This is a genomic window from Mycobacterium branderi (assembly GCF_010728725.1).
GTDB classification, from domain to species: Bacteria; Actinomycetota; Actinomycetes; order Mycobacteriales; family Mycobacteriaceae; genus Mycobacterium; species Mycobacterium branderi.
Genome location: NZ_AP022606.1, coordinates 3,663,383 through 3,677,196 on the forward strand (window position 1 = coordinate 3,663,383; position 13,814 = coordinate 3,677,196).

A 13,814-nucleotide genomic window follows, 5' to 3' on the forward strand; every position below is an offset into this window, starting at 1 on the left:
GTGCGACGATAGTGCGCATCGCACGGCGTGTTGATGCACAAGACTAAGGAGGCGCACGGTGGTGGCGGCGGACGCCCCGAGCTACGCCCGCAAACTGGGCATCCAGAAAGGCCAAGTTGTCCAGGAGTGGGGCTGGGATGAGGACACCGACGACGACATCCGCGCCGACGTCGAAGAAGCCTGTGGGAGCGAACTGCTCGACGAAGACACCGACGAGGTAGTCGACGTCGTGCTGTTGTGGTGGCGCGACGGCGACGGAGATCTGGTGGACACCTTGATGGACGCGATCACCCCGCTGGCCGACGACGGCGTGATCTGGGTGCTGACTCCCAAGACCGGCAGGCCCGGGCACGTGCTGCCCGCCGAGATCGCCGAGTCGGCGCCCACCGCCGGCCTGATGCCGACGTCGTCGGTGAGCCTGGGTGACTGGAGCGCGAGCCGGTTGGTCCAGCCCAAGTCACGGGCGGGTCGGCGCTGATGCTCAGTGTCGGAACCGAGGCACCGGATTTCACCCTGCGTGACCAGAACCAGCAGCCGGTCACCCTGTCCGACTACCGCGGCGAGAAAAACGTTTTGCTGGTGTTCTTCCCGCTGGCCTTCACCGGGATCTGCCAGGGCGAGCTCGACCAGCTACGTGATCACCTGCCCGACTTCGAGAACGACGACAGCGTGGCGCTGGCGATCTCGGTGGGTCCGCCGCCCACCCACAAGGTGTGGGCCGCCGGAAGCGGTTTCCTGTTCCCGGTGTTGTCGGACTTTTGGCCGCACGGCGCGGTCAGCCAGGCCTACGGCGTGTTCAACGAGAACGCCGGCTACTCCAACCGGGGCACCTTCGTCGTCGACCGGTCCGGGATCATCCGGTTCGCGGAGATGAAGCAGCCGGGCGAGACTCGCGATCAGCGGCTGTGGACCGACGCGCTCGCGGCACTCAAGGCGTGACTTGGGCACCTCGCCCGAGCGTGCGTGTTTGTACTCCGACACGACGCCCGGCGCGTACAAACATGCACTCTCGTCGCCGGTTTGGCGCGTTTTGGGCGCCAGGGCCCAGCCGTGTAGCGTGCGCGGCACGGGCGCGTAGCTCAGTGGTAGAGCTCTGGTTTTACACACCAGCGGTCGGCGGTTCGATCCCGTCCGCGCCCACTCGGTAAATCCGGCGTGTAAGTGCAGGTCAGCTCCTACACCTGGACTAGAGGTGATTCGCGACGAAAGCCGCAGCCTGACTGGGCATCCCGGATTGCTGATAGGAAAGGTGCGCCGGGGAGAACTGCTCTTCTGGCGTCGGCGGTGCCAGGGCCCCGCCCGGCGTGCAAATCGGATCGCCGGGCGCGCACAAGTCAATGGCCTTGGCGCCATACCACGGGCTGATCGCGTCTATCGGCGCGCCCAGATACCTGTCCGAAGGATTTCCGAAGACGGCTAACGCGGCCACGTGATCGGCCACGTCCGCCGGCAGCGATGCAGGGACAAAGCCCGCAACCGGAAATTGGGCGATGGTGATCAGGTCTATCACCATCGCGCCTTGGGAATATCCACCGAGCACCAGCCTGGTGTTGGGGCAGTTTGCCGCCATGGACTGGACGTGAGCGCTCGCATCGCTGGCCCCGGCGGACGCGGATGGGGCCCAGTCGTCAGTGGCGGGGTAGCTGACCGGATATACCCCGACGGATCTCCCGCCGACCTGTGGGCGCAGTGCGTCGATAAATGCCTGTCCGACCCCGCCGACACCAGGCGGCTCGGTGGTCGCGCGCGCGAACGTCACCTCGACGTCGGGACAGGCAGCAGCGGATGCCGGAGCAACGTCGACCGGTGCGCTGAGCAGCGCCACCAAGGTGGTGACTGCCGCGGCACCAGCGATTTGCCTTCGGTTCACGTGCAAATGCTGACATATCGCGGCGGCTATGGGATCCCCTTCCCGGTCAACCCGGGGGCGCGAAGAACTCCAGCGCGATCCCGTCGGGATCGCGAAAGCTCAGGCCCGAGCCATAGCCGGCGTCCACGATCCCGCCGTGCTGGATGCCGAGTTCGCCCAGCCGCGTCATCCACGTCTCCAGCTCGGCGCGGTTGGCGCAGCCGAAGCCGACATGGTCGAGGCCGACGCGGAACTCGCTGAATCGCTCGTCGGGTGCGGAACGCTCATGCTGATGAATTCCGAACAGCGTGCCACCGTCGAGCAGCCACACCAGATGCCGGAAGCCGCCGGGGGTGTGCTCGTCGAGCACTGGGTCCGAGCCGAATAGTCGCCGATACCACGGCCCGCTGACCTTGACGTCGCGCACGGTGATCGCGACGTGGTTGAGCGCAGGGAATGCCATTTCGTTCCGCCTCTCTGTAGGCAATGTGACCTGGATCGCAAATTCGCGTTGATGAGGTCAGCAACACATTTACTAAGGTCGGCTAATCGGTCACGATAGTTAGTATGACTTCACAGTTGACGCCCGAACGTACAACGACCCGTCCCCGCAAGACCGAGGAAACCAACGAGCGCATCTTGCTGCAGCCGTGGTTCTGGACGGCGGTGCTGTGCATGATTGCCATGGTGCTGCTCGTGATGTTCGGCTAAGAGTTACACGATTCGCCAGCCGCGCCGGGCGCGGAATCGCATGTCCCACAGATAAAGTCGATAGCCGAATATCCAAACCGGGTGCGGAATCAGCCGGTCGGCCAACCGCAGCGCCCTGAGCAGCCACTCGAACCGGCGCTGCTGGGATTGCGACCAGTCCAGCTGCATCATCGCCCGGAACTCGGGGGCCAGAAAACCCGTCGTGGCGAACAGGTTGAACCGGCCCAGCATGCGCAGTGGCCACGGCAGAAACACCATCGACGCCACCCCGCGAAGGTGCTCGCGCACCGGGGGATCGATGTGCAGCTCGTCGAGGGTCCGCTTCCAGTACTCGTCGAACGCGACCCGGTCCGGCGGCCACATGCCGTCACGCACCTGCAGCGTGGTGCCCAGCCGCTTGGCGTCGTGATAGACGGCGTCGGCGCTGGCGTCGTCGAGCGGGCCGTGCAAAAACTCGTGCTGGTCGACGAAATAGCGGTACAGGCAGGCGGCCACCCACATCTGCAGCCGCGGGTCAAAGGCGTTGTAGGACACCGGGCTTGACGGTCGGGAGCGCACTTGCCGGTGCGCGGTGTCGACGGCCGCGCGGATCAGTTCGCGGTCTTGTTCCGTCCCGATGGTGGCAACGGCCAGATAGGTGCCGGTGGTACGGGCCCGCTTGAACGGATGATTGTAGACGTTGCCGGACTCGACCGGGCTTTCCAGGACGCCGTAGCCCACGCCGGGCAACGACAGCTGCATGATCACGTTCGCGGCGGGCAGCAGCGTCGCCGCGGGGTTCAGCAGGTCGGCGACACGTGATCGCTTCATGAACCCGAGTAGACCACGTATGAGAGGCTGCCGGGGTGTTTGGGCGGACCCGACTGGTGGGTGTGCTGGCGGGCTACCTGGCCGATTTGGTGCTCGGCGACCCGAGGCGCGGCCACCCCGTCGCGGGGTTCGGCGCAATGGCCGCGGCATTGGAGCGGTTCACCTACCGCGATTCCCGGGCCGCCGGTGCATTGCACGTCGGCATGCTCGTGGGCGCGCTGGGCCTTTTCGGTGTGACGGTGCAGCGCTGCGCCGGGCGGCGTGGCCCACTGTGGTCGGTCGCCGTAACCGGAGCGGCCACCTGGATCTCGCTGGGCGGCACGTCGCTCGCCCGCACCGGATCGGCGATGGCGGAGCTGTTGAGCCGCGACGACATTGACGGGGCCCGGCGGCTGGTGCCGTCGCTGTGTGGCCGCGACCCGGAGCTGCTCGACGCCGCCGGGTTGGCCCGCGCGGCGGTGGAGTCGGTTGCCGAGAACACGTCCGATGCGCAGGTGGCGCCGTTGCTGTGGGCCGTCGTCGGGGGAGTGCCTGGCGTGCTGGTGTACCGCGGCATCAACACGCTGGACTCGATGATCGGCCACCGTTCGCCGCACTACAACCGATTCGGTTGGGCCGCAGCACGTTTGGATGACGCAGTCAACTACGTGGCCGCGCGGGTGACCGCGGCGCTGATCGCGCTGTGCGCCCCGGCCGTCGGTGGGTCGCCGTCGGGTGCGCTGCGGGTGTGGCGCCGCGACGCCGCCCGCCATCCCAGCCCGAATGCCGGTGTCGTCGAGGCGGCGTTCGCCGGAGCGCTGGGGATACGCCTCGGCGGACCAACGCAATACCACTACGGGCTGCAGATCCGGCCCACCCTCGGCGACGGGCAGGTCCCGACGGTGGCCGACCTGCGCCGCGCGGTGCGGCTTTCACTGGCAGCGCAACTCGCGGTTTTGGCGGTTGTTATCGCCGCCGCCCGTACCGGTCGGTGAGCTTGTCGGCCGGCGCCGTCTTCTCGGCGCGGCGGGCGCGGACCTCCGCGTAGACGAAGTAGCCCAGCAGTATCGGCGCGGCGATGCCGAACGAGATCCACTGGATGCCATACGACAAAAACGGCCCGGCATCCAGATGCGGCACCCCCAGCACGCCCAGCCCGCCGGGCTGGTTGTCCACCAACTGCAGATACGACCCGGCGAGCGGCACTCCGGTCAGCTGTGCGATCTGGCTGACATCGATGGAATACACCTGCTGCACACCGTCTTTGGTGAATGGTTCCTTGCCGGGCACCGGCTGCTCGGAGTCGCGCAGCCTTGCCGTGATGCTCACCGTCTCGGCGGGCGGCGGCGGGATCGGCGGCACCCGCGAACCCTGCTCGGGCCGCACGTAGCCGCGGTCGACCAGCGCGGTGGGACCGCCGTCGACGACGAACGGCGCCAGCACCTCGAACGCCGGATCGCCGTCGACCACCCGCAACCGGGCCAGCACCTGCACGTCCGGCAGGTAATGCCCGGTCGCGGTCACCCGACGCCACTGCGCCTGCGGCGCCGACGAATCCTGCTGGGGCAACAGGGTTTTCAACTCGACAGGCGCGGTGTTCAGCGACGCTGCGATCTGGTTGTTCTCCCGCGACGTCTTGCTGTTCTTACCCAGCTGCCACGGCGCCAGCACGGAAAAACACAGGTAGGTGAACGCGATCACCACCACCGCCAGCGCCAGCCAGCCCGGCCGCAGCAAGAACGCCAGCCGTCGCATTACCGCCGGCCGTTCAGCTGCTCGTCGACCCACTTGTGCAGGCCGGGCAGGGCCGCCTCGATGGCGGCGAACGCCGCCTCGAAGTCGTCGTGGTCGCCGTAGTACGGGTCGTCGACGTCAAGGGCATAGGCACCCGAGCTCGGGTCGAACGACCGCAGCATGCGGATGCGGTCGGCGTCGACGCCCAATTGCCGCAGCAGCCACACGTGGTTGCGGGCCAGCGCCACCACCAGGTCGGCGTTGAGATGATCGAGATCGACCTGGGCGGCGCAGTGGTCGGTGGGGTAGCCGTGCGCGCGCAGCACGCGGTTGGTGCGCTCGTCGGCGGCCTTGCCGATGTGCCAGCCGGCGGTTCCGGCGCTGGTGACCCGCACGACGTCGTCGAGGCCCCGCTGCGTGATCTGGTGGGCGAACATCTTTTCCGCCATCGGCGACCGGCAGATGTTGCCGGTGCACACGAACGTGATGTGCAACTGCCGATCAGACACCCAGGGCCCTCCGCAATTCGGCGACGGTCGCGACGCGCAGCACGTCGGCGTCCTCGGCGAAGTCGGACTGCCCATAGCCCCAGCCCACCACTACCGCGTCGATGCCGTGCGCGGCGGCGCCGTCGACGTCGTGCGCCCGGTCCCCGACCATCAGCACCCGCTCGGGCAGCGGCGCCAGCTGCGCCAGCGCATGAGCCAGCACATCGGCCTTGCTGCTGCGTGAGCCGTCGACGCTGGCGCCGGCGACGACTTCGAAATGCCCGTCGAGCCCGAAGTGGGCCAGGATGCGCCGCGCCGTCGGCTCGGCCTTGGAGGTGGCCACCGCCAGCCGCACACCGGCGGCGCGCAGGTCCGCCAACAGCGGCACCATTCCGTCGAACACGCTGTTCATCGCCCAGCCGCGGGCGGTGTAGTCGGCGCGGTAGGCCGCGATCGCGGCGTCGGTGTGCTCGCCGAGCCCCATGCCGGCCAGGGTGTGGTGCATCGGCGGGCCGACGATCCGGCCGGCCAGGTCGCCGTCGGGCACGGCCGCGCCGACGTGGCGCAGCGCGTGGCGGAAGCTGGACACGATCCCGGCTGCGGAATCGGTGAGGGTCCCGTCGAGGTCGAAGATCACCATCTGCGGAGGGCTGGCTGGCACGGTCCCATTGTCTCCGACGCGCTCACCTGCACCCTCGGCAGGACCGTTAGTGTTTCAAGCGTGGCGAGTCCGGACCCGACCCCGCTTGCGGCGGCGCGCTACCACGGCGATCAGGCCGCCGAACCCGGGATGCTCGATTTCGCCGTCAATGTCCGCGACATCCGGCCGCCGGCTTGGCTGGTCGAGCGGCTGGCCGCCCGGCTGCCCGACCTGGCCCGCTACCCGGCGGTTGCCGACGAGCGTGCCGCGGCCGCGGCCGTCGCAGCGCGTCACGGCCGGGCCGCCGACGAGGTAATGCCGCTGGCCGGCGCGGCCGAGGGGTTCGCGCTGCTGCCGAACCTGCGCCCGAAGCTAGCCGCGATCATTGCGCCCTCGTTCACCGAGCCGCAGGCGGCCCTGAGCGCCGCCGGCATCCCGGTGCGAAACGTCGTGCTGGAGCCGCCGTTCGGGCTGGCCGGGTTGCAGGCGCCCGACGACGCCGATCTGGTTGTGGTGGGCAACCCGACCAACCCGACCGCGGTGCTGCATGCGCGTGAGCAGATCCTTGCGCTGCGCCGGCCCGGCCGGATCGTGGTGGTCGACGAGGCGTTCGCCGATTCGGTTCCCGGCGAACCGGAGTCGCTGGCAGGGGAATCGCTGCCCGATGTGGTGGTGCTGCGCAGCCTGACCAAGAGCTGGTCGCTGGCCGGGCTGCGGGTGGGTTACGCGCTTGGGGCGCCCGATGTGCTTGCGCGGCTGGGGTGTTCGCGGCCACACTGGCCGCTGGGCACTCTGCAGTTGACGGCGATCGCCGCCTGTTGTGCGCCGGACGCTGTGGCTGACGCCGCGGCGGGTGCTGAGCAGCTGGGGGCGTTGCGCGCGGAGATGGTGGCGGGGTTGGCGTCGTTGGGTCTCGAGGTGGTCGACGGCCGCGCGCCTTTTGTGCTGTTCACCGTTCCCGACGCGGAGCTGGCACGAAAGCAGTTGCACGCCAAGGGGATTGCTGTTCGCCGATGCGACACGTTCATCGGGCTGGACGGACGCTACCTCCGGGCCGCGGTGCGCCCAGAGTGGCCGGTGCTGGTCGAGGCTCTTGCCGAGGTGTTGCCGTGAGCGTGCGACTTGCCGACGTCATCGGCGTGCTCGACGAGGCGTACCCGCCGCGGCTCGCCCAGTCGTGGGATTCGGTCGGGCTGGTGTGCGGCGACCCCCACGATGTGTTGGAGTCGGTGACGGTGGCGGTCGACGCCACCGCCGCCGTGGTCGACGAGGTTCCCGACGGCGGTCTGCTGCTGGCTCATCATCCGCTGCTGTTGCGCGGGGTGGACACCGTGGCCGCCAGCACCGCGAAGGGCGCGCTGATTCACCGGCTGATCCGGTCCGGCCGTTCGCTGTTCACCGCGCACACCAACGCCGACTCGGCGTCGCCGGGTGTGTCCGACGCGCTGGCACAGGCACTCGGGTTGACCGTCGAGGCGGTGTTGGAGCCGCTGCCCGTAGCGACCGATCTGGACAAGTGGGTGATCTTCGTGCCGCCGGAAAACGCGGACGCGGTGCGGGGGGCGGTCTTTGCGGCGGGCGCCGGTGTCATCGGCGAGTATTCGCAGTGCAGTTGGAGCGTCACCGGCACCGGCCAGTTCTTGCCGGGCGATGCGGCAACGCCCGCCATCGGCAGCGTGGGCGCCGTCGAGCGGGTCGTCGAGGACCGGGTCGAGGTCGTCGCGCCGGCGCGGGCCCGCCGCGACGTGCTCGCCGCCATGCGCGCCGCCCATCCCTACGAGGAACCCGCGTTCGACATCGTCGCGCTGGCGGCACCGCCCACCGACGTCGGCTTGGGCCGCATCGGCACGCTGCCTGCGCCGGAACCGCTGCGCGCCTTCGTCTCCCGCGTCAACGGCGGCCTGCCGACGACGTCGTGGGGAGTGCGCGCCGCCGGCGACCCCGACATGCCGGTGTCGCGGGTCGCGGTGTGCGGTGGCGCCGGCGACTCGCTGCTGGACGCCGTGGCCGCGGCCGGCGTGCAGGCCTATGTCACTTCCGACCTGCGCCACCATCCGGCCGACGAACACCGTCGCGCCTCCGACGTCGCGCTGATCGACGTCGCGCACTGGGCCACTGAATTCCCGTGGTGTGAGCAGGCGGCCGAGGTCTTGCGGTCGGCTTTTGAGAATGCTTTGCGGGTACGGGTGTGCCCCATCCGCACCGATCCCTGGAACGTCGGGAGCAACCAGACATGAAAGCTGCGGTAGCGCAACAACGTTCGCTGCTCGAGTTGGCCGAGTTGGACGCCGAGCTGGCTCGTCTGACGCATCGGGCCGCTCACCTGCCCGAACAGCAGGACTACGAGCGGATACAGACCGACCACGGCGCAGCCAACGACCGGCTGGCGGCGCTGCGAATTGCACTGGAGGACTTGGACGCTCAGGTCGCACGATTCGAATCGGAGATCGACGCGGTGCGCCAGCGCGAGGACCGTGACCGCGCGCTGCTGGGATCCGTGGCAGACGCCAAGCAACTGTCCGAACTGCAGCACGAGCTGGAAACGCTGCAGCGCCGCCAGTCCAGCCTCGAGGATTCGCTGCTAGAGGTCATGGAGCGCCGTGAGGAGCTGCAGGCCCGGCAGGACGCCGAGCTGGCCGCAATCGACGGGTTGCAAGCCGAATTGAGCGCCGCTCAGCAGGCTCTCGACAACGCGCTTGCCGAAATCGACCAGACCCGCTGCCAGCGCTCGACGCGGCGCGAGGAGCTGACGGCGGCACTGGACCCCGAGCTGGTCGCGCTCTACGAACGGCAGCGTGCTCGCGGCGGCCCGGGGGCCGGGCCGCTGCAAGGCCGCCGCTGCGGCGCCTGCCGTCTCGAGATCGACCGCGGCGAGCTGTCCCGGATCGCCACGGCCGCCGACGACGACGTGCTGCGCTGCCCGGAATGCGGTGCAATCCTGTTGCGGGTCAAGGGTTTCGACCAGTGAAGGTCATCGTCGAAGCCGACGGCGGATCACGCGGCAACCCCGGCCCGGCCGGGTACGGGTCGGTGGTGTGGACGGCCGACCGTGCCACCGTGCTGGCCGAAAGCAAGCAGGCAATCGGCCGGGCCACCAACAACGTCGCCGAATACCGCGGGCTGATCGCGGGTTTGGAGGAGGCCGCGAAACTGGGCGCCACCGACGTCGCTGTTTCGATGGACTCCAAGCTGGTGGTCGAGCAGATGTCGGGGCGCTGGCAGGTCAAGCACCCCGACCTGGCGCAACTGCATGCGACGGCGCGCGCACTGGCGTCGCGGTTCGTGACGATCAGTTATTCCTGGGTGCCGCGCGCGCAGAACTCCTACGCCGACCGGTTGGCCAACGAAGCGATGGACGCCGCGGCGGAGATCGAATCCGGCGCGGCTGCAACCGAAACCGAACCTGCGACGGCACCCGGCTGGACCGGCGCTCGCGGTGCCGCCACTCGGCTGCTGCTGTTGCGGCACGGCCAGACCGAGCTGTCCGTCGAGCGGCGCTACTCCGGACGCGGCAACCCCGCGCTCACCGATCTGGGCTGGCGCCAAGCCGACGCGGCGGCGCGGTACCTGGCGCAGCGCGGCGGAATCGCCGCCGTGATCAGCTCGCCGCTGCAGCGCTGCTATGACACCGCGACGACGGCGGCCAAGGCGCTGGGGCTGGATGTGACCGTCGACGACGATTTGGTCGAGACCGATTTCGGCGCCTGGGAGGGACTGACGTTTTCCGAAGCGGCCGAACGCGATCCGGAGTTACATCGGCGCTGGCTGCGCGACACCAGCACCATGCCGCCGGGCGGAGAGAGCTTCGATTCGGTGCACCGGCGGGTCGTGCGGGCGCGCGACCGCATCGTCGAGGAGCACGGCGCTACTACCGTGCTGGTGGTGTCGCATGTGACGCCGATCAAGATGCTGCTGCGGATCGCCCTCGACGCCGGGCCCTCGATCCTGTATCGGCTGCATCTGGATCTGGGGTCGCTCTCCATCGCCGAGTTCTATCCCGACGGCGCGTCGTCGGTTCGTTTGGTGAACCAGACGGCGTATCTGTAGCGCGTCAGGCGGCGTCGTGAAAGATCAGACCGAGGGCGTAGCGTTCACCGGAGCGGACCACCGAAAGACCATGGCGCACCGGTGATGCCGACCAGCCGCGGGTGGAGCGCACCGGGCGGTCGCGGGTGGTGAACACAAAGCCGTGGCCTTGCGGCAGCTGGATCGCGGTGCCGCGGGACTGCGCCCGCGGCCGTTGCTCGACCAACAGAAACTCGCCGCCGGTGTAGTCGGTCTCCGGGTCGGACAGGTTGATCACCACCTGCAGTGGAAACACCAAGTCGCCGTAGAGGTCTCGGTGCAGGGCGTTCCAGTCGTCGGTCCCGTATTTCAGCATGAGAGCCGTCGGCCTGGTCTGACCGGCGGCGTGGCACATTGCCAGCCAATCGTCCAGGCTGTCCGGCCACGGCGCCTCCCTGCCGAGCCTGGCGCTCCAGTCGCGGGCGATCGGCAGCAGCCGCGGATACAGCGCCTGTTTGAGCTGCTCGATCGGCTCGGGGTACGGCTCGTGGAAATAGCGGTACTGCCCGGCGCCGTAGCGGTGTTGCCGCATGTCGATGGTCTTGCGGAACAGGTGATCCCGGTCGTAGAGGCTGCGCAGCCGCAGCGCCTCGGCGCGGGTCAGCAGTTTCGGCAGCAGCGCGCCGCCGTAGTCGTCGACCGCGGCGGCGATGCCCTCCCAGTCGCCGGCGTCGACGCGCTGTTCCCACCGGGTCGGCGGCATCAGTGCAGTATGCCAGGCGAGCGAGTACGGTAGTAGCGCGGACGAGTTGGCCGGGCGGCCGCGGCTCGCTGGCTCGCCAGTCGAGTCGAGGAAAGTCCGGACTTCACAGAGCAGGGTGGTTGCTAACGGCAACCCGGGGTGACCCGCGGGAAAGTGCCACAGAAAACAGACCGCCACCTTCGCGGTGGTAAGGGTGAAACGGTGCGGTAAGAGCGCACCAGCATTCCGGGTGACCGGGATGGCTCGGCAAACCCCACCCGAAGCAAGGCCAAGAAGACCGCACTTCGGTGCGGTCGCGCAGGCGTCCGAGGGTTGCTCGCCCGAGCCTGCGGGTAGGCCGCTCGAGGCACCCGGTGACGGTGTGTCCAGATGGATGGTCGCCGCCGCGCCGTCAGCGATGGTGGCGCGGTACAGAATCCGGCTTACAGGCCAACTCGTCCGCCTCGACTAGCGCAGTTTCTTGCGCACCGCCTTGTCGAGTTTGTGCAGCGCCTTGGGCAATTGCCGACGACAACTGTCGGCCAAATCGGCTTCCTGCTGATACAGCAGGCCGTAGGTGAAGGTGTCCTCGCCGGCCGCGCTCGCGGCATCGGCCTGTTGCTGCAAATGTATTCGGCTGACCACGCTGTCCTGGTGCTCGCCGAGCAAGGACTGAATCGCCTCCGCCCGTCGCGCCACCTTCGACACGCCGACGGCGGTCGCTGTGTACCGAAGTCGCTTGGCGCGCTTGCGGATCCGGTGCAACGCCGCATCGCGGCCCTCCTCGGGCGTCTTCGCCGCGGTCTTGGCTGCTTTGCGTACTCGTCGATAGCCGGCGTCGACCGCCGGCTTCTGGCCGGGGCCGGTCGCCGCGGGTTCGGCAACCAACGCCTCCAGTGCGTCGAGCAGCCGGAAGTATTGCGGCGAGCGCATCGCCTCCAACGACCGCCGCAGCCCCGCCCGGTAGCGGTCCGACGCGTCGTCGACCAGACGTTCCCGGACGCGTCCGCGCACCAACTCAGGCGGCAGCCGGTCGAGCGCCGCCCGGTAACGTTCCGCCAACACCTCGGCGTCGCGGGCTTCGCCCAGTACGGCAGCCAGCTCGCGCAGCTGGTCGAGCACCGACGTGTCGTCGGACACCCCGAACGACTCCGGCGAGGCCCGCAACAGGCTGCGAATCTTGCGGGTCGCCACCCGCATCTGGTGCACGGCGTCGTCGACGTCGGCGCGCACGGCGCGATCCCAGACAATCAACTGCTCGACCTGCTCGGCCACTGCCCGCCGCAGCGGATCGGCGGGTAGCTGCTGCCCGTCGTGCCCATCGAGCACCCGCGCCAACTTCGACGCATGCCGCGCCGGTGTTGCTCCGGCGTCAATCAGCCGGGCGCTTAGCAAGTCCAGCAGTTTCGTGTCGGATCCCGCTAGTTCGAGTTCCCATTCGCGCCAACGCTGTTCGCTGCAGAGATCGTCCGACGATGCGGTGACGCGGTCGTCGCAGAACTCGGCCAGCGGCTCGCCGTCGGCGCCGGACAGCAGCTGGACTTCCCGGTGCGTCGTGATTCGCGCCACCGGCCGCAGCGGGCGATCCCGCACGATGGCCAGCACCACGTCTCGCAAGTCGTCGGGCACCGTGTCGCTCAGCGGCGCCCGAACCTCGGTGCGCGCGTCGGGGCCGGCCGGCAATTTCAGATGCCATCCGGCGTCGGTGCCGCCGGTGCGGCGGCGCAACGTGATTCGATGCGACGCAAGGTCATGGTCGGGCGTATCGAAATACTGGGCGTCCAGCGTCTGCGGTGGTCGCTTTTCGATCCGGCCGATCACCGGGATGGCACCGAACGACGGCGGCAACGTCGACTCGGCGACGTCGAACTTGCGCTCCACCTCCACCTGGCGCGACGTGCTGGGGGCCTTCACCGGCATGTCGCGCTAGCCTATGCGCTCGGCGGACCGGTCAGAAACTGTGCTCGTCGGCGGGAAAAACGCCGCCGGCCACCTCTTGTGCGTATTGCGTTGCAGCACGGCGTAATTCGCCTCCGACATCGCCGAACCGCTTGACGAAGCGGGCCGTCTTGCCGCTGGTGAGCCCGGCCATGTCCTGCCAGACCAGCACCTGGGCGTCGCAGTTGGGCCCGGCCCCGATCCCGACAGTCGGGATGGTCAACTTGCCGGTGATCTGGGTGGCCAACTCGGCCGGCACCATCTCCATCACCACGGCGAACGCACCGGCTTCGGCGACCGCGATCGCGTCGGCGATGGTCTGTTCGGCGGCGTCGCCGCGGCCTTGCACCCGAAAACCGCCAAGGGTGTTGACGCTTTGCGGGGTAAAGCCGATGTGCGCCATCACGGGGATGCCGGCCGCGGTGAGCGTCGCGATTTGCTCGGCGACCCGCTCGCCGCCTTCGAGTTTGACCGCGTGCGCACCGGCTTCCTTCATGAACCGAGTGGCGCTGGCCAGCGCCGCGGTGGGGTCTGCCTCGTAGCTGCCGAACGGCAGGTCCGCGACCACCAGCGCGTGGGGCGCGCCCCGCACCACGCCGCGGACCAGCGGGATCAGCTCGTCGATGCTGATGGGCACCGTGCTGTCGTAGCCGTAGACGACATTGGCGGCGGAGTCACCGACCAGCAGTACCGGAATGCCGGCGTCGTCGAAAATCCGTGCGGTGGAGTAGTCGTAGGCCGTCAGCATGGCCCACTTGTGGCCCTCGGCCTTCATCTTCTGCAGGTGGTGGATGCGGGTCTTGGCTCGCGGCGCGGCACCGGACGCGCCACCGTAAACAGCGTGCTCAGACATCATTGTCCCTAGTGATTCGTCGGGTCGATCCTCGTGGCCCTGCCGGGTCCCCGGGTTCGTCTGAC

The 13,814-nt window shown here is 68.8% G+C and carries 17 protein-coding genes, 1 tRNA gene and 1 other RNA gene; 10 read left to right on the forward strand and 9 right to left on the reverse strand.

Going from position 1 to position 13,814, the window contains the following annotated elements; translation table 11 throughout:
• Nucleotides 1-58: 58 nt before the first annotated feature.
• The 3 genes from G6N47_RS17835 to G6N47_RS17845 all read left to right on the forward strand — a co-directional run bounded on the left by G6N47_RS17835 (nt 59) and on the right by G6N47_RS17845 (nt 1,140).
• Entirely contained in the window at nt 59-478 is a 420-nt protein-coding gene (locus tag G6N47_RS17835) for a DUF3052 domain-containing protein (RefSeq protein ID WP_083133296.1), read from the forward strand.
• On the forward strand, nt 478-939 hold the full coding sequence (locus G6N47_RS17840) for a peroxiredoxin (RefSeq protein ID WP_083133295.1): 462 nt from the start codon (nt 478-480) through the stop codon (nt 937-939). The genes G6N47_RS17835 and G6N47_RS17840 overlap by 1 nt, the downstream gene beginning before the upstream one ends.
• Before the next feature lie 129 nt (nt 940-1,068).
• A tRNA-Val gene (locus G6N47_RS17845) sits at nt 1,069-1,140 on the forward strand.
• A 46-nt stretch (nt 1,141-1,186) separates the two neighbouring features.
• On the opposite strand, the gene G6N47_RS17850 is transcribed toward G6N47_RS17845, so the two are convergent.
• Both G6N47_RS17850 and G6N47_RS17855 read right to left on the reverse strand, forming a co-directional pair.
• A complete protein-coding gene (locus G6N47_RS17850) occupies nt 1,187-1,870 on the reverse strand; it encodes a cutinase family protein (RefSeq protein ID WP_179966394.1) in 684 nt (227 codons plus the stop codon).
• 46 nt (nt 1,871-1,916) lie between these two features.
• The gene (locus tag G6N47_RS17855; RefSeq protein WP_083133294.1) at nt 1,917-2,312 is read right to left on the reverse strand and encodes a VOC family protein; all 396 of its coding nucleotides are present in this window, start codon (nt 2,310-2,312) and stop codon (nt 1,917-1,919) included.
• Nucleotides 2,313-2,416: 104 nt separating this feature from the next.
• On the opposite strand from G6N47_RS17855, the gene G6N47_RS17860 reads away from it, so the two are divergent.
• Entirely contained in the window at nt 2,417-2,560 is a 144-nt protein-coding gene (locus tag G6N47_RS17860) for a hypothetical protein (protein WP_163659677.1), read from the forward strand.
• Between the two features lie 3 nt (nt 2,561-2,563).
• Here the strand turns inward: G6N47_RS17860 and G6N47_RS17865 are convergent, their stop codons facing one another.
• Nucleotides 2,564-3,370: an oxygenase MpaB family protein gene (locus G6N47_RS17865; protein ID WP_083133293.1), complete on the reverse strand. Its 807-nt coding sequence runs from the start codon at nt 3,368-3,370 to the stop codon at nt 2,564-2,566.
• A 35-nt stretch (nt 3,371-3,405) separates the two neighbouring features.
• Here G6N47_RS17865 and G6N47_RS17870 point away from each other — a divergent pair, with 35 nt between their 5' ends.
• Nucleotides 3,406-4,344 carry a cobalamin biosynthesis protein gene (locus G6N47_RS17870; protein ID WP_083133292.1) on the forward strand — a complete coding sequence of 313 codons (939 nt, stop codon included), beginning with the start codon at nt 3,406-3,408 and terminating at the stop codon, nt 4,342-4,344.
• Here the strand turns inward: G6N47_RS17870 and G6N47_RS17875 are convergent.
• Genes G6N47_RS17875 through G6N47_RS17885 form a run of 3 tightly spaced genes read right to left on the reverse strand, consistent with a single transcriptional unit; the run spans nt 4,316 to nt 6,211 of the window.
• On the reverse strand, nt 4,316-5,104 hold the full coding sequence (locus G6N47_RS17875) for an SURF1 family cytochrome oxidase biogenesis protein (RefSeq protein ID WP_083133291.1): 789 nt from the start codon (nt 5,102-5,104) through the stop codon (nt 4,316-4,318). The two genes, G6N47_RS17870 and G6N47_RS17875, sit on opposite strands and share 29 nt — an antisense overlap.
• Nucleotides 5,104-5,592 carry a low molecular weight protein-tyrosine-phosphatase gene (locus G6N47_RS17880; RefSeq protein ID WP_083133290.1) on the reverse strand — a complete coding sequence of 163 codons (489 nt, stop codon included), beginning with the start codon at nt 5,590-5,592 and terminating at the stop codon, nt 5,104-5,106. Before G6N47_RS17880 ends, G6N47_RS17875 begins: the two co-directional genes overlap by 1 nt.
• The gene (locus tag G6N47_RS17885) at nt 5,585-6,211 is read right to left on the reverse strand and encodes an HAD-IA family hydrolase (protein ID WP_083133289.1); all 627 of its coding nucleotides are present in this window, start codon (nt 6,209-6,211) and stop codon (nt 5,585-5,587) included. Before G6N47_RS17885 ends, G6N47_RS17880 begins: the two co-directional genes overlap by 8 nt.
• An 81-nt stretch (nt 6,212-6,292) precedes the next feature.
• Here G6N47_RS17885 and cobC point away from each other — a divergent pair, with 81 nt between their 5' ends.
• From cobC to G6N47_RS17905, 4 genes are read left to right on the forward strand one after another with little or no spacing between them, the layout of a single operon-like run.
• The gene (cobC, locus tag G6N47_RS17890) at nt 6,293-7,324 is read left to right on the forward strand and encodes an Rv2231c family pyridoxal phosphate-dependent protein CobC (RefSeq protein WP_083133288.1); all 1,032 of its coding nucleotides are present in this window, start codon (nt 6,293-6,295) and stop codon (nt 7,322-7,324) included.
• A complete protein-coding gene (locus G6N47_RS17895; RefSeq protein ID WP_083133287.1) occupies nt 7,321-8,448 on the forward strand; it encodes a Nif3-like dinuclear metal center hexameric protein in 1,128 nt (375 codons plus the stop codon). Before cobC ends, G6N47_RS17895 begins: the two co-directional genes overlap by 4 nt.
• Nucleotides 8,445-9,179, forward strand: coding sequence for a zinc ribbon domain-containing protein (locus tag G6N47_RS17900; RefSeq protein WP_083133286.1), 735 nt, complete (start codon nt 8,445-8,447; stop codon nt 9,177-9,179). The genes G6N47_RS17895 and G6N47_RS17900 overlap by 4 nt, the downstream gene beginning before the upstream one ends.
• Entirely contained in the window at nt 9,176-10,258 is a 1,083-nt protein-coding gene (locus tag G6N47_RS17905) for a bifunctional RNase H/acid phosphatase (RefSeq protein WP_083133285.1), read from the forward strand. The genes G6N47_RS17900 and G6N47_RS17905 overlap by 4 nt, the downstream gene beginning before the upstream one ends.
• Before the next feature lie 4 nt (nt 10,259-10,262).
• Here G6N47_RS17905 and G6N47_RS17910 read toward each other — a convergent pair whose 3' ends face one another.
• Entirely contained in the window at nt 10,263-10,979 is a 717-nt protein-coding gene (locus tag G6N47_RS17910; RefSeq protein WP_179966395.1) for a 2OG-Fe(II) oxygenase, read from the reverse strand.
• A 42-nt stretch (nt 10,980-11,021) separates the two neighbouring features.
• On the opposite strand from G6N47_RS17910, the gene rnpB reads away from it, so the two are divergent.
• An RNA gene (gene rnpB / locus G6N47_RS17915) (RNase P RNA component class A) lies at nt 11,022-11,420 on the forward strand.
• 6 nt (nt 11,421-11,426) lie between these two features.
• Here the strand turns inward: rnpB and G6N47_RS17920 are convergent.
• Together G6N47_RS17920 and panB are read right to left on the reverse strand one after the other, a co-directional pair.
• The gene (locus G6N47_RS17920; RefSeq protein ID WP_083133284.1) at nt 11,427-12,878 is read right to left on the reverse strand and encodes a CYTH and CHAD domain-containing protein; all 1,452 of its coding nucleotides are present in this window, start codon (nt 12,876-12,878) and stop codon (nt 11,427-11,429) included.
• Nucleotides 12,879-12,909: 31 nt separating this feature from the next.
• A complete protein-coding gene (gene panB / locus G6N47_RS17925; protein WP_083133368.1) occupies nt 12,910-13,749 on the reverse strand; it encodes a 3-methyl-2-oxobutanoate hydroxymethyltransferase in 840 nt (279 codons plus the stop codon).
• Between the last annotated feature and the right edge of the window lie 65 nt (nt 13,750-13,814).